At 42.5% G+C, this 17529-nt stretch carries 4 protein-coding genes and 1 riboswitch; all 4 genes read left to right on the top strand.

The window, feature by feature from the left end; all coding sequences use genetic code 11:
* Positions 1-6 precede the first annotated feature (6 nt).
* Positions 7-1935, top strand: coding sequence for a taperin (locus tag PGC14_RS07850; protein WP_271628596.1), 1929 nt, complete (start codon positions 7-9; stop codon positions 1933-1935).
* A 212-nt stretch (positions 1936-2147) separates the two neighbouring features.
* Positions 2148-2237, top strand: a riboswitch (cyclic di-GMP riboswitch).
* Between the two features lie 610 nt (positions 2238-2847).
* The gene (locus PGC14_RS07845; RefSeq protein WP_271628595.1) at positions 2848-8073 is read left to right on the top strand and encodes a glycoside hydrolase family 48 protein; all 5226 of its coding nucleotides are present in this window, start codon (positions 2848-2850) and stop codon (positions 8071-8073) included.
* A 154-nt stretch (positions 8074-8227) separates the two neighbouring features.
* Positions 8228-12412 carry a glycoside hydrolase family 48 protein gene (locus PGC14_RS07840; RefSeq protein WP_271629870.1) on the top strand — a complete coding sequence of 1395 codons (4185 nt, stop codon included), beginning with the start codon at positions 8228-8230 and terminating at the stop codon, positions 12410-12412.
* A 177-nt stretch (positions 12413-12589) separates the two neighbouring features.
* The gene (locus PGC14_RS07835; RefSeq protein ID WP_271628594.1) at positions 12590-17380 is read left to right on the top strand and encodes an endo-1,4-beta-xylanase; all 4791 of its coding nucleotides are present in this window, start codon (positions 12590-12592) and stop codon (positions 17378-17380) included.
* The last annotated feature ends 149 nt before the right edge of the window (positions 17381-17529 follow it).

The raw sequence follows: 17529 nt of genomic DNA, 5'->3' as shown, positions 1-17529 counted from the left end.
AAGTGGATGCCGGAAAAAATTAGTTGTTTAAAAGACAGGATGTTTATTAAAAAGGTTGACGGATCTGTTTTGATTGTGGTGATAATAGTTATTGCTGTTCTGAGCACAATATTGCTGGGGACGATGTCTGCTGTGTTGGCATCACTGAACCAGAGCACATCTATATATCAGAAATCTGCAACAGGCTATGGAGCTGAAAGTGCAGCAGAGGAGTTTTTGTATTATTTTAATCAACTGTTAGAGGATGCAAAGAACATAGCGTATGGTTATTATTACAAGGGAGATGGGACACTGAAAGATATAAGTCCTGGTCGAGTGAGATGGTTATTGGGGGATGAGAGCTATGAGCCGGGGAAGATATTGGATGATTTGCGACATGGGAGGATAAGTCGAGATGTAGCTGAAGACAAAGTGTATGAGGGTATGAAAGCGATTATAAGGGATGAGGTAAGCCGGTTTATGAATGACGTGGGTAGTGATGCTTCCATAAAGGTTGAATTTCTGTCGCTGCCGGAGTTTAAGAAGTTATCTGACTTAGTAGAGTTGTATATAAAGCCACATTATGAGAGCCTGACTGGGTATGAACTTGATGATATTACAGTTAATGCATGGTCAGGTACGACAAGTGGGTCTCTTCCTGATGGATATACAATTTACATTGATGTATCTAAAAAGAGAGCAGGAACTTCGTCAGATAAAGAGATAAAAAGAACATTACGATTAGATGTTGGAATAGCTGGTAACAGTGAAGGTTCAGTGAACTTAATTTTGAATCCATCACCAACGTCTGTTCCTTCATCACCGCTTGATTATGCAATATTTTCGAAAGGTGCTCTTATTACTAACAAAAACCTGACTGTGGAAAATGGCAGTGTTTATTCAGGCGGTGACATGACGATTGACGGTGGTGCGGTGTTTAATATTGACAATTTGATATCAAAAGGTGAGATGGTGATAAATCAAGATAGTGACTCGCGATGTCGTGACAACAATATAGTTGTAAGAAACATGATTTATGTAGAAAAAAGTTTGAAAGCAAATAGGATATCCCCACGCTCAACTAATATTGATGCAAAAACAATTTATGTTGGTCAGGAAATGCAATTATATGGGGCCGGTAGCTATAAGTTTGTACAATTGTTTTCCGATAGCAATGTAAAGCTAGCTGGACCGGGTGTGAACATGGAAGTTTCAGCTTTAGCAAGTATAAGAGGGACACTTGAGGTTATTGATGGAGCAACAGTAACGTTGAAAAGCAACAGTGCGGTTTACTGCAATTCATTGGTAGTACGCAATGGTTCCCGCTTGATTCTTGAAAATGGAGCAAAATTATATGTAGCAACAACTCCCGATGCATCCACGATAATATCCATACAAAATAATGGTGGGACAATTTCGTATTCTTCTTCTTTTTCATATCCACCTACGCCAGCTGAGATAGATGAGATAAGAAATCGGGATTATACCAGTGGTTTGCTAACAACACCATTGCCAGCTGATAGTGTTGGTAGTCATCAGCTTGGCAGCACTGCAGACATAACTCAAACCCCACCGCAGATAGTAATATATGGTGAATCCTTTATTAACGATAATGAAGCAAGGATAGAGATATCAGACAGATTGGGATTACCAATTGTTGATTTCTCAACACTCCAGCTGCATTTAATTTCAAGAGGAAACATTACATTTGTGGGTGGCGGCTTAACCATTCTGAATGGTTCAATTATCTCCCTTGGTAATACTTTCAATATTAACACTATGGGAAATCCATATGCAGGACTAACGTTGAAGTATCAAATGCCAAGTCCACCCATTCAGCAGGACATTGAGAATAATACAGGTATTCAACCATCTCAAATAATATATACGGAGGCTGATGCAGTTGGAAGAAAAACTTTATATAACATTTTAAGACGAAACATTGTTATAAAGTAGTAGATGTGAGGATAATAAGTTTATTTAAAACAATGACGAGTGTGGTCAATTGTAATGCTCATTCAGATGGTTGTGGAGGTAGTCTTTGCAGCTTTAAATTAATAAATTTAATTACACTTGAATACAGGAGTTGAAAAATGTGCTTGAAAAACTCTAAGTTTTGTGAGATAATAATATACAGAGGATTGTGATTGCCAAAAGAGTAAAGGCATATATCGAAAGGGCAAACCTGTCGAAAGGCAGGGGCGCAAAGCCATGGGCCTGTCGGAAGTAAAACTTCCTATGGTTGCCAGGCTGCCGAAACCTACTCGGGCTTAATAGAGGGTTGAGAAAAGGTTAAAACGGCGTCTGGCGTGACGCCGTTTTATTTTTGGAATGAAATTAAAAAATGGTTCATAGGTATATGTTAAAGTATAAAGAAGATAGTAATCTAAAATTTATATAGATTCTTCTGTAACGCTGAAAGAAGCTATCCCCTAACCCCCTCTTTTTAATATATTCTATATATAATATATTGGCTGCCGTGCAAAGGCAGCCAATATATTAACTTTGTTTAGCTACTGAAAAAAGTTTCTACCACATCATAAAGCTATTCAAAAAAAAATAACTATCTTTTCTTAACCGATCATATCCATATGAATTCCGTTTAATATCAAATTATTTTGTTGCATTTTTTTGACCTCCATAGAGCAAAATAATGCAAAATATTAGAAACATTTGTGTTATAATTTTGTAATAAAAAGAATATGAGAAATAAAAGTACGTATAAGGAATGAAAAATAGAAATAGCGTATTGCGTTTTTGACAATTAAACAAACAAATTAGACAAAAAAAATCAATTGGCATGCACATATTTTGGGTATATAATAGAATCGAAAATTATAATAAACTGAGTGAGGGGGTTAGAGATTTATGAAGCGTTACAGAAGAATTATTGCCATGGTTGTAACTTTTATATTTATTTTAGGAGTGGTATATGGGGTTAAACCATGGCAGGAGGCTAGGGCTGGTTCGTTTAACTATGGGGAAGCTTTACAAAAAGCTATCATGTTTTACGAATTTCAAATGTCTGGTAAACTTCCGAATTGGGTACGCAACAACTGGCGTGGTGATTCAGCATTAAAGGATGGTCAAGACAATGGGCTTGATTTGACAGGTGGTTGGTTTGACGCAGGTGATCACGTCAAGTTTAACCTTCCAATGTCATACACTGGTACAATGTTGTCATGGGCAGTGTATGAATACAAAGATGCATTTGTCAAGAGTGGTCAATTGGAACATATCTTAAACCAAATCGAATGGGTTAATGACTATTTTGTAAAATGCCATCCAAGTAAATATGTATATTACTACCAGGTTGGAGATGGCGGCAAGGACCATGCATGGTGGGGTCCTGCTGAGGTTATGCAAATGGAAAGGCCTTCATTTAAAGTTACACAAAGCAGTCCAGGTTCTGCGGTAGTAGCAGAGACGGCAGCTTCCTTAGCAGCAGCTTCAATTGTTTTGAAAGACAGAAATCCCACTAAAGCAGCAACATATCTGCAACATGCAAAAGATTTATATGAGTTTGCAGAAGTGACAAAAAGCGATTCTGGTTACACGGCAGCAAATGGATATTATAATTCATGGAGCGGTTTCTATGATGAGCTTTCTTGGGCAGCAGTTTGGTTGTATTTGGCAACAAATGATTCAACATATCTAACAAAAGCTGAGTCATATGTCCAAAATTGGCCAAAAATTTCAGGTAGTAACACAATTGACTACAAATGGGCTCATTGCTGGGACGATGTTCACAATGGAGCGGCATTATTGTTAGCAAAAGTTACCGGCAAGGATACTTACAAACAAATTATTGAGAGTCACTTAGATTACTGGACTACAGGGTATAACGGCGAAAGGATAAAGTATACCCCGAAAGGATTAGCATGGCTTGATCAATGGGGTTCTTTGAGATATGCAACAACTACAGCGTTTTTAGCATTTGTTTATAGCGATTGGTCTGGTTGCCCAAGCACCAAAAAAGAAACATATAGAAAATTCGGAGAAAGCCAGATAGATTATGCATTGGGTTCAACCGGAAGAAGTTTTGTTGTAGGATTTGGTACAAATCCGCCAAAGAGACCGCATCACAGAACTGCTCATAGCTCATGGGCAGACAGTCAGAGTATACCTTCATATCATAGGCATACATTATATGGAGCGCTTGTTGGTGGTCCAGGCTCTGATGATAGCTATACAGATGACATTAGCAACTATGTGAATAATGAGGTAGCATGTGATTACAACGCAGGATTTGTTGGTGCATTGGCAAAGATGTACTTATTATATGGTGGAAATCCAATACCTGACTTCAAAGCAATTGAAACACCAACAAATGACGAGTTCTTTGTTGAAGCTGGTATAAATGCTTCTGGAACAAACTTTATTGAAATTAAGGCGATTGTTAATAATCAGAGTGGTTGGCCCGCAAGAGCAACAGATAAGCTTAAATTTAGATATTTTGTTGATCTGAGCGAATTAATTAAAGCAGGATATTCACCAAATCAATTAACCTTGAGTACCAATTATAATCAAGGTGCAAAAGTAAGTGGACCTTATGTATGGGATGCAAGCAAGAATATATACTACATTTTAGTAGACTTTACTGGCACATTGATTTATCCAGGTGGCCAAGACAAATATAAGAAAGAAGTTCAATTCAGAATTGCAGCGCCACAGAATGTACAGTGGGATAATTCTAACGACTATTCATTCCAGGATATAAAGGGAGTTTCAAGTGGTTCAGTTGTTAAAACTAAATATATTCCACTTTATGATGGAGATGTAAAAGTATGGGGTGAGGAACCAGGAACTTCTGGAGCAACTCCAACTCCAACACCTACAGTAACTGCTACACCAACCCCAACACCAACAGCAACATCAACACCTACACCCACACCAACACCTACTCCGACATCAACCCCAACGTCAACCCCGACACCGACAGTAACAGTTGTACCTACACCGACACCAAGCAGCACACCTGTAGCAAGTGGGCAGATAAAGGTATTATATGCGAACAAGGAGACCAATAGCACAACTAACACGATAAGGCCTTGGTTGAAGGTAGTAAATAGTGGCAGCAGTAGCATAGATTTGAGCAGGGTAACGATAAGGTACTGGTACACGGTAGATGGAGACAAGGCACAGAGTGCGATAAGCGACTGGGCACAGATAGGTGCAAGCAATGTGACATTCAAGTTTGTGAAGCTGAGCAACAGTGTAGAAGGAGCGGACTATTATTTAGAGATAGGATTTAAGAGTGGAGCGGGGCAGTTGCAGCCTGGGAAGGACACAGGAGAGATACAGATAAGGTTTAACAAGAGTGACTGGAGCAATTACAATCAGGGTAATGACTGGTCATGGATACAGAGCATGACGAGTTATGGAGAGAATGAGAAGGTAACGGCGTATATAGATGGAGTATTGGTATGGGGTCAGGAGCCGACGGGAGCGACCGCAGCACCAATAGCGACACCAACACCTACACCAACGCCAACTGCTACCCCAACCCCAACAGTGACCCCGACGCCGGCACCGACAGTGACGGTGGCACCGACACCAACACCGAGCAGCAGTCCGGTTGCAGGTGGGCAGATAAAGGTATTGTATGCGAACAAGGAGACCAATAGCACAACTAACACGATAAGGCCTTGGTTGAAGGTAGTAAATAGTGGTAGCAGTAGCATAGATTTGAGCAGGGTAACGATAAGGTACTGGTACACGGTGGATGGGGAGAGGGCACAGAGTGCGATATCAGACTGGGCACAGATAGGGGCAAGCAATGTAACATTCAAGTTTGTGAAGCTGAGCAGTAGTGTAAGTGGAGCGGACTATTACTTGGAGATAGGATTTAAGAGTGGAGCGGGGCAATTGCAGCCTGGGAAGGACACAGGAGAGATACAGATAAGGTTTAACAAGAGTGACTGGAGCAATTACAATCAGGGGAATGACTGGTCATGGATACAGAGCATGACGAGTTATGGAGAGAATGTGAAGGTAACGGCGTATATAGATGGAGTGTTGGTATGGGGTCAGGAGCCGAGTGGAGCGACACCAGCGCCGACAGCAACACCAGCACCCACACCTACTCCAACCCCGGCACCAACACCAACGTCAACACCAACACCAACTCCAACCCCAACGTCAACCCCAACACCGACGGTGACAGTTGCGCCTACACCGACGCCGAGCAGCACACCGAGCGGGCTTGGCGAATATGGGCAGAGGTTTATGTGGTTATGGAACAAGATACATGATCCTGCGAACGGGTATTTTAACCAGGATGGGATACCATATCATTCGGTAGAGACATTGATATGCGAAGCACCTGATTATGGTCATTTGACCACGAGTGAGGCATTTTCGTACTATGTATGGCTTGAGGCAGTGTATGGGAAGTTAACAGGTGATTGGAGCAAGTTTAAGACGGCATGGGACACATTAGAGAAGTATATGATACCGTCAGCGGAAGATCAGCCGATGAGGACATATGATCCTAACAAGCCAGCGACATACGCAGGTGAGTGGGAGACACCGGACAAGTATCCATCGCCGCTTGAGTTTAATGTACCTGTTGGCAAAGACCCGTTGCATAATGAACTTGTGAGCACATATGGTAGCACATTGATGTATGGTATGCACTGGTTGATGGACGTAGACAACTGGTATGGATATGGCAAGAGAGGGGACGGAGTGAGCCGGGCATCATTTATCAACACGTTCCAGAGAGGACCTGAGGAGTCTGTATGGGAGACGGTGCCGCATCCGAGCTGGGAGGAATTCAAGTGGGGCGGACCGAATGGATTTTTAGATCTGTTTATTAAGGATCAGAACTATTCGAAGCAGTGGAGATACACGAATGCACCTGATGCGGATGCGAGAGCTATTCAGGCTACTTACTGGGCGAAGGAATGGGCGAAGGAGCAAGGTAAGTTTAATGAGATAAGCAGCTATGTAGCGAAGGCAGCGAAGATGGGTGACTATTTGAGGTATGCGATGTTTGACAAGTATTTCAAGCCATTAGGATGTCAGGACAAGAATGCAGCTGGAGGAACAGGATATGACAGTGCACATTATCTGTTATCATGGTATTATGCATGGGGCGGAGCATTGGACGGAGCATGGTCATGGAAGATAGGTTGTAGTCATGCGCACTTTGGATATCAGAATCCGATGGCTGCATGGGCATTAGCGAATGATAGTGATATGAAGCCGAAGTCACCGAACGGAGCGAGTGACTGGGCGAAGAGTTTGAAGAGGCAGATAGAATTTTACAGGTGGTTGCAGTCAGCGGAGGGAGCGATAGCAGGAGGCGCGACAAATTCATGGAATGGCAGGTACGAGAAGTATCCGGCAGGTACAGCGACATTTTATGGGATGGCGTATGAACCGAACCCTGTGTATAGGGACCCGGGTAGCAATACATGGTTTGGATTCCAGGCATGGTCGATGCAGAGGGTAGCGGAGTATTACTATGTGACAGGAGATAAAGATGCAGGGGCACTGCTTGAGAAGTGGGTAAGCTGGATAAAGAGTGTAGTGAAGTTGAACAGTGATGGTACATTTGCGATACCATCGACGCTTGATTGGAGTGGGCAGCCAGACACATGGAATGGGACATATACAGGTAATCCGAACTTGCATGTGAAGGTAGTAGATTATGGTACTGATTTAGGAATAACGGCATCACTTGCGAATGCACTGCTTTATTACAGTGCAGGGACGAAGAAGTATGGGGTATTTGATGAGGAAGCGAAGAATTTAGCGAAGGAATTGCTGGACAGGATGTGGAAGTTATACAGGGATGAGAAAGGTTTATCGGCGCCAGAGAAGAGAGCGGATTACAAGAGGTTCTTTGAGCAAGAGGTATACATTCCGGCAGGATGGACAGGGAAGATGCCGAATGGAGATGTAATAAAGAGCGGAGTTAAGTTTATAGACATAAGGAGCAAGTACAAACAAGATCCTGATTGGCCGAAGTTAGAGGCGGCATACAAGTCAGGGCAGGTACCGGAGTTCAGATATCACAGGTTCTGGGCACAGTGTGACATAGCAATTGCCAATGCAACATATGAAATTCTGTTCGGTAATCAATAATAAGTAGGTAAATGGAAATTTAGCGGGGTGGCACATCTATCGGAATGGTGTGCTGCTTCGCTAAAATCCTGTATGGAGGTGTTCGAAAAATAGTACAAAAAATGGCGAGGTATAATGGCAAAAATGCATAAAAAAGAGGGGGTTAGGTTTTATGTTGAGACTAAAAACGAAAATAGGAAAGAAATGGTTGAGCATACTATGTACAGTTGTTTTTTTATTGAACATTTTGTTTATAGCAAATGTAACGAGTTTACCCAAAGTTGGTGCGGCTACATCTAATGATGGAGTAGTGAAGATAGATACGAGTACGTTAATAGGAACCAATCACGCACATTGCTGGTACAGAGATAAACTGGAGACGGCATTGCGTGGAATCAGGTCATGGGGTATGAACTCTGTGAGGATAGTGCTGAGTAATGGTTACCGATGGACGAAGATACCAGCAAGTGAAGTGGCAAATATTATATCATTGTCAAGAAGTCTTGGTTTCAAAGCTATTATATTAGAAGTACACGACACAACAGGATATGGAGAAGATGGGGCAGCATGTTCATTGGCACAAGCAGTGGAATATTGGAAGGAGATAAAGAGCGTATTAGACGGTAACGAAGATTTTGTAATTATAAACATTGGTAATGAGCCGTATGGGAACAATAACTATCAAAACTGGGTTAATGACACGAAGAATGCTATAAAAGCACTTAGAGATGCGGGATTCAAGCACACAATAATGGTGGATGCGCCGAACTGGGGTCAGGATTGGTCTAATACTATGAGAGATAATGCCCAGAGCATAATGGAAGCAGATCCGCTGCGCAATTTGGTATTTTCGATTCATATGTATGGCGTATACAATACAGCAAGCAAGGTCGAAGAGTACATCAAATCATTTGTTGATAAGGGGTTACCATTGGTTATTGGGGAATTTGGACATCAGCACACAGATGGTGACCCTGATGAAGAAGCTATTGTCAGGTATGCAAAACAGTACAAGATAGGATTATTTAGTTGGTCATGGTGTGGAAATTCGAGCTATGTTGGGTATTTGGACATGGTAAACAACTGGGACCCCAATAATCCGACTCCATGGGGGCAATGGTATAAAACTAATGCAATTGGTACATCTTCTACACCAACACCTACGTCGACAGTAACGCCAACGCCCACCCCCACGTCAACAACAACACCGACAGTAACAGCGACACCAACACCGACACCTACGCCAACACCTGTTAGCACACCTGCGACAGGTGGGCAGATAAAGGTACTGTATGCTAACAAGGAGACAAACAGCACTACAAACACGATAAGGCCATGGTTGAAGGTAGTGAATAGTGGTAGCAGTAGCATAGATTTGAGCAGGGTAACGATAAGGTACTGGTACACGGTAGATGGTGAGAGGGCACAGAGTGCGATATCAGACTGGGCACAGATAGGGGCAAGCAATGTAACATTCAAGTTTGTGAAGCTGAGCAGTAGTGTAAGTGGAGCGGACTATTACTTGGAGATAGGATTTAAGAGTGGAGCGGGGCAGTTGCAGCCTGGGAAGGACACAGGAGAGATACAGATAAGATTTAACAAGGATGACTGGAGCAATTACAATCAGGGGAATGACTGGTCATGGTTACAGAGCATGACGAGTTATGGAGAGAATGAGAAGGTAACAGCGTATATAGATGGAGTGCTGGTATGGGGCCAGGAGCCGAGTGGAGCGACACCTGCGCCGACGTCAACACCGACAGTAACGGTAACACCAACACCTACACCTACTGCGACACCGACAGTAACAGCGACACCAACACCGACACCTGTTAGCACACCTGCGACAGGTGGGCAGATAAAGGTACTGTATGCTAACAAGGAGACAAACAGCACTACAAACACGATAAGGCCATGGTTGAAGGTAGTGAATAGTGGTAGCAGTAGCATAGATTTGAGCAGGGTAACGATAAGGTACTGGTACACGGTAGATGGTGAGAGGGCACAGAGTGCGATATCAGACTGGGCACAGATAGGAGCAAGCAATGTAACATTCAAGTTTGTGAAGCTGAGCAGTAGTGTAAGTGGAGCGGACTATTACTTGGAGATAGGATTTAAGAGTGGAGCTGGGCAGTTACAGCCTGGGAAGGACACAGGAGAGATACAGATAAGATTTAATAAGGATGACTGGAGCAATTACAATCAGGGGAATGACTGGTCATGGTTACAGAGCATGACGAGTTATGGAGAGAATGAGAAGGTAACAGCGTATATAGATGGAGTGCTGGTATGGGGCCAGGAGCCGAGTGGAGCGACACCTGCGCCGACAGTGACGCCAACCCCGACAGTGACACCAACTCCGACCCCAGCACCGACCCCGACAGCGACTCCGACACCAACTCCAACACCGACGGTGACACCGACGCCGACAGTGGCTCCGACACCTACACCGAGCAGCACACCGAGCGGTCTTGGAGAATATGGGCAGAGGTTTATGTGGTTGTGGAACAAGATACATGATCCTGCGAGCGGGTATTTTAACCAGGATGGGATACCATATCATTCGGTAGAGACATTGATATGCGAAGCACCTGATTATGGTCATTTGACCACGAGTGAAGCATTTTCGTATTATGTATGGCTTGAGGCAGTGTATGGGAAGTTGACGGGTGATTGGAGCAAGTTTAAGACGGCATGGGACACATTAGAGAAGTATATGATACCGTCGGCTGAAGATCAGCCGATGAGGTCATATGATCCTAACAAGCCAGCGACGTATGCAGGTGAGTGGGAGACACCGGACAAGTATCCATCGCCGCTTGAGTTTAATGTACCTGTTGGGAAGGATCCGTTGCATAATGAGCTTGTGAGCACATATGGTAGCACATTGATGTATGGTATGCACTGGTTGATGGACGTAGACAACTGGTATGGATATGGCAAGAGAGGGGACGGAGTGAGCCGGGCATCATTTATCAACACGTTCCAGAGAGGGCCTGAGGAGTCTGTATGGGAGACTGTACCGCATCCGAGCTGGGAGGAATTCAAATGGGGCGGACCGAATGGATTTTTAGATCTGTTTATTAAGGATCAGAACTATTCGAAGCAGTGGAGGTATACGAACGCACCGGATGCGGATGCGAGAGCTATTCAGGCTACTTACTGGGCGAAGGTATGGGCGAAGGAGCAAGGTAAGTTTAATGAGATAAGCAGCTATGTAGCGAAGGCAGCGAAGATGGGAGACTATTTGAGGTATGCGATGTTTGACAAGTATTTCAAGCCATTAGGATGTCAGGACAAGAATGCGGCTGGAGGAACGGGATATGACAGTGCACATTATCTGTTATCATGGTATTATGCATGGGGCGGGGCACTTGATGGTGCATGGTCATGGAAGATAGGTTGCAGTCATGCGCACTTTGGATATCAGAATCCGATGGCGGCATGGGCATTAGCGAATGATAGTGATATGAAGCCGAAGTCGCCGAACGGAGCGAGCGACTGGGCGAAGAGTTTGAAGAGGCAGATAGAATTTTACAGGTGGTTGCAGTCAGCGGAGGGAGCGATAGCAGGAGGCGCGACAAATTCATGGAATGGCAGGTACGAGAAATATCCGGCAGGTACAGCGACATTTTATGGAATGGCGTATGAACCGAACCCGGTATATCGAGATCCTGGCAGCAACACATGGTTTGGATTCCAGGCATGGTCGATGCAGAGGGTAGCGGAGTATTACTATGTGACAGGAGATAAGGACGCAGGTGCACTGCTTGAGAAGTGGGTAAGCTGGATAAAGAGTGTAGTGAAGTTGAACAGTGATGGTACATTTGCGATACCGTCGACGCTTGATTGGAGCGGACAACCTGATACATGGAACGGGGCGTATACAGGGAATAGCAACTTACATGTTAAGGTAGTGGACTATGGTACTGACTTAGGAATAACAGCATCATTGGCGAATGCGTTGTTGTACTATAGTGCAGGGACGAAGAAGTATGGGGTATTTGATGAGGAAGCGAAGAATTTAGCGAAGGAATTGCTGGACAGGATGTGGAAGTTATACAGGGATGAGAAAGGTTTATCGGCGCCAGAGAAGAGAGCGGATTACAAGAGGTTCTTTGAGCAAGAGGTATACATTCCGGCAGGATGGACAGGGAAGATGCCGAATGGAGATGTAATAAAGAGCGGAGTTAAGTTTATAGACATAAGGAGCAAGTACAAACAAGATCCTGATTGGCCGAAGTTAGAGGCGGCATACAAGTCAGGGCAGGTACCGGAGTTCAGATATCACAGGTTCTGGGCACAGTGCGACATAGCAATAGCTAATGCAACATATGAAATTCTGTTCGGTAATCAGTAAGAATCTGTAAAAAAAGACAAATGTGAAAATTTGTGTATATGCTTATGAGGAGGGGTGGTATTGAGAACCACCTCCTCCTCATAGTTATAAATTGACATGGCATTCCAAAGAGGAATGAATTAAGAAATATTATGTCTCTTATTAGCGTTGAATTTAAGAGAGGGGGTTAGGTTTTTGATGAAAACAAAAAAAGCAACAAATAGAATTACGTCGATATTAGTAATACTAACATTTTTATTTAATATATTAATAGGTATTAGCCTATTTCAAGAGAGTGTAAATGCAGAAACATATGCATTGGACTTTGAAGAAGAAAATGAAACAATTTCATATTTTGCGTACGGTGGTTCGAATATTACGATTGACGAAAACGACGCATATAATGGAAAGAAAAGTATTAAAGTTACGAACAGGAATTCAATATGGAGCGGTGTGGCTGTTGATGTTAAGAACATTATTAAAAATGGAACCACATGGGTGATATCAGGATATGTAAAGCACAACAATCAAAAACCAGTCGCTTTCGGCATTTCTGCAGTTTATGATGATGGAAGTGGAGTAAAAAGTGCTCTATTAGGCGAGGTTGTAGCGGTACCAAATTATTGGAAAAAGATTGTTGGCAGGTGGAATCCAAATTTAAACAATGTAAAAAATTTGGTAATTGTGATACACACTATTGTAGAAAGTGGAATAGATTTCAATGTTGACTGTATTCGTATAATGGACGAGAACAGCTATTTGTCAGGTGGAGTAATACATTCCACAGGATTTGAAAGCGGTACAACTGAGGGATGGCAGGCAAGGGGAAGTGGTGTAACAATAAAGGCTGACAGTTCAGTTGCGTATTCTGGTAAGTACAGTCTGTATGTTAGTGGGCGTTCATCTAATTGGCATGGGGCACAAATTCCCGTTGACACTATTTTGGAGCAAGGGAAAGTATATAAGATAAGCGTTTGGGTATATCAGAACAGCGGCTCTACACAAAAGATGTCATTGACTATGCAAAGGAGATTTGCAACTGATTCTACAACAAGTTATGAAAACTTGATATATAACAAGGATGTACCAAATAATACTTGGGTTGAGCTCAGCGGAAGTTATTCAGTTCCAGCTGGTGTTACAGTAAATGAGTTAATACTGTATGTAGAAGCTCAAAATGCAAGTTTATCATTCTGGGTTGATGAATTAAAAATATTTGATTCATCTAAGTTAGCTGAACCTGAATGGGAGATACCTAACTTAGTTGAGAAATACAGAGATGATTTTAGAATTGGAGTTGCTTTTGGAAATACAAGCCTTGCTTCGGAGATGGAAAAGAAGCTTATTTTAAAACATTTCAACAGCATTACACCAGAGAATGAAATGAAACCTTCTGAATTATTAATAAATGAAAATACGTACAATTTTAGCAAATCAGATTCATTTGTGAATTTTGCGATAAGCAATAACATGACAATAAGAGGTCATACACTTGTATGGCATCAGCAAACACCTGATTGGTTTTTTAAAGACTCGAATGGAAATACATTGAGTAAAGACGCATTGCTTAGTAGATTAAAACAGTATATTTACGATGTGGTTGGAAGGTACAAAGGCAAGGTTTATGCATGGGATGTGGTAAATGAAGCTATAGATGAGGGTCAGAGTGATGGATACAGAAGATCTAATTGGTATAACATATGTGGACCTGAATATATTGAGAAGGCATTTATATGGGCACATGAAGCAGATCCTAATGCAAAATTGTTTTACAACGATTACAATACAGAAAATAGCCAAAAGAGACAGTTTATATACAACCTGATAAAGAGTTTGAAAGAAAAAGGAGTTCCGATTCATGGAGTGGGTTTACAGTGTCACATAAATTTAGATTGGCCATCAATTAGTGAGATAGAGAATACAATAAAGTTGTTTAGCTCAATACCTGGCATAGAGATTCACATTACAGAGCTTGATATGAGTTTTTATCAGTGGGGGTCAAGCACAAATTATGCTGTCCCTCCAAGAGAGTTGCTTATTAAGCAAGCTCAGAGATATAAAGAATTGTTTGATTTATTCAAAAAATATAAGAATGTAGTCACAAATGTTACGTTTTGGGGATTAAAAGATGATTATTCATGGCTAAGCAAAAACTACGGAAAGAAAGATTATCCGTTGCTATTTGATGAAAACTATATGTCTAAATATGCTTTTTGGAGTTTGATAGATCCATCCATAGTTCCTACAACCACAACTTTACCAACTCCGCCAGAGATTCAACTTCCAACATTAACCCCAACGCCAACTGCAAGCGTAACGCCGACACCGACAGTAACAGTAACGCCAACCCCGACACCGACAGTAACAGCGACTCCAACACCAACACCGACACCGACAGTAACAGCGACACCAACACCTACACCTGTTAGCACACCTGCGACAGGTGGGCAGATAAAGGTACTGTATGCTAACAAGGAGACAAACAGCACTACAAACACGATAAGGCCATGGTTGAAGGTAGTGAATAGTGGTAGCAGTAGCATAGATTTGAGCAGGGTAACGATAAGGTACTGGTACACGGTAGATGGTGAGAGGGCACAGAGTGCGATATCAGACTGGGCACAGATAGGGGCAAGCAATGTAACATTCAAGTTTGTGAAGCTGAGCAGTAGTGTAAGTGGAGCGGACTATTACTTGGAGATAGGATTTAAGAGTGGAGCAGGGCAGTTGCAGCCTGGGAAGGACACAGGAGAGATACAGATAAGGTTTAACAAGGATGATTGGAGCAATTACAATCAGGGGAATGACTGGTCATGGTTACAGAGCATGACGAGTTATGGAGAGAATGAGAAGGTAACAGCGTATATAGATGGAGTGCTGGTATGGGGCCAGGAGCCGAGTGGAGCGACACCTGCGCCAGCCCCGACAGCGACGTCGACACCTACACCAACAGTAACACCGACGTCGACACCTACACCAACAGTAACGCCAACCCCGACACCGACAGTAACAGCGACTCCAACACCTACACCTGTTAGCACACCTGCGACAGGTGGGCAGATAAAGGTACTGTATGCTAACAAGGAGACAAACAGCACTACAAACACGATAAGGCCATGGTTGAAGGTAGTGAATAGTGGTAGCAGTAGCATAGATTTGAGCAGGGTAACGATAAGGTACTGGTACACGGTAGATGGTGAGAGGGCACAGAGTGCGATATCAGACTGGGCACAGATAGGAGCAAGCAATGTAACATTCAAGTTTGTGAAGCTGAGCAGTAGTGTAAGTGGAGCGGATTATTACTTGGAGATAGGATTTAAGAGTGGAGCAGGGCAGTTACAGCCTGGGAAGGACACAGGAGAGATACAGATAAGATTTAACAAGAGTGACTGGAGCAATTACAATCAGGGGAATGACTGGTCATGGTTACAGAGCATGACGAGTTATGGAGAGAATGAGAAGGTAACAGCGTATATAGATGGAGTGCTGGTATGGGGCCAGGAGCCGAGTGGAGCGACACCTGCGCCGACGATGACGGTTGCCCCGACAGCGACCCCGACAGTGACACCTGCGCCGACAGTAACAGTAACACCAACTCCAACACCAACACCGACACCGACAGCGACGCCGACACCAACTCCAACACCGACGGTAACACCGACGCCAACACCTATGCAGACAGCAATACCAACGCCAACAGTAACTCCAAATCCAACGCCAACATCGAGTATTCCTGATGATACAAATGATGATTGGCTTTATGTAAGTGGTAACAAAATAGTTGATAAAGACGGTAGACCAGTATGGTTAACAGGTATTAACTGGTTTGGATATAATACTGGTACAAATGTATTTGATGGTGTATGGAGTTGTAATCTGAAAGATACTCTTGCTGAAATAGCTAATAGAGGCTTTAACTTGCTAAGAGTTCCAATATCTGCAGAGCTTATATTGAACTGGTCGCAAGGTATTTATCCAAAACCAAATATAAACTACTACGTAAATCCAGAGCTTGAAGGCAAAAACAGTCTGGAAGTATTTGACATAGTAGTGCAAACATGTAAAGATGTTGGTTTGAAAATTATGTTGGATATTCACAGTATAAAAACAGACGCGATGGGACATATCTATCCGGTATGGTATGATGAAAAATTTACTCCAGAGGATTTTTATAAAGCGTGCGAATGGATTACAAATAGATATAAAAATGATGACACTATTATAGCTTTTGACCTAAAGAATGAGCCACATGGAAAACCGTGGCAAGATACAACATTTGCAAAATGGGATAATTCAACAGATATTAATAATTGGAAATATGCAGCTGAAACATGTGCAAAACGTATACTGAATATAAATCCAAACCTTCTAATTGTGATTGAAGGAATCGAAGCCTATCCAAAGGACGACGTCACATGGACATCAAAATCCTCCAGCGACTACTATTCAACATGGTGGGGCGGTAACTTGCGAGGTGTTAGAAAGTATCCTATTAATCTGGGTAAATATCAAAATAAAGTTGTATATTCGCCACATGATTACGGGCCATCTGTTTACCAGCAGCCGTGGTTTTATCCAGGGTTCACAAAAGAGTCTTTACTACAAGATTGTTGGCGTCCGAATTGGGCGTACATTATGGAAGAAAACATTGCGCCACTTCTGATAGGTGAGTGGGGTGGTCATCTGGATGGAGCCGATAACGAAAAGTGGATGAAGTATTTACGAGATTATATCATAGAAAATCATATTCATCACACATTTTGGTGCTTTAATGCTAACTCGGGTGACACTGGAGGATTGGTTGGATATGATTTTACGACATGGGATGAGAAAAAATACTCATTTTTGAAACCGGCTCTATGGCAAGACAGTCAAGGTAGGTTTGTTGGATTAGATCACAAAAGACCCTTAGGTACAAATGGGAAAAACATTAATATTACAATATATTACAACAATAATGAGCCTGAGCCAGTTCCAGCTTCAAAATGATAAAATACGTTAAATGGGAATTTGTGGATATATGAAAAAAATTTAAGGTCAGTAGGGGACTTGTATAGTTAAAGTCATTAAGCAAGCGAATTAAAGGAAAGAAGGGGGTGATAGAAAACGGCTAAAAACTAAGTAATTATTAAACATTT

Origin of the sequence: Caldicellulosiruptor sp. DIB 104C (assembly GCF_028198085.1) — a bacterium.
Taxonomy (GTDB): domain Bacteria; phylum Bacillota; class Thermoanaerobacteria; order Caldicellulosiruptorales; family Caldicellulosiruptoraceae; genus Caldicellulosiruptor; species Caldicellulosiruptor saccharolyticus.
The sequence above is the reverse complement of the archived record's forward strand: the minus strand, read 5'-3'. Positions and strand labels throughout refer to the sequence as shown.

Excerpts from the sequence above, each read along its gene's own strand:
- PGC14_RS07845 (WP_271628595.1), top strand. The coding sequence starts at position 2,848 with ATGAAGCGTTACAGAAGAATTATTGCCATGGTTGTAACTTTTATATTT.
- PGC14_RS07835 (WP_271628594.1), top strand. The coding sequence starts at position 12,590 with ATGAAAACAAAAAAAGCAACAAATAGAATTACGTCGATATTAGTAATA.
- PGC14_RS07850 (WP_271628596.1), top strand. The coding sequence starts at position 7 with ATGCCGGAAAAAATTAGTTGTTTAAAAGACAGGATGTTTATTAAAAAG.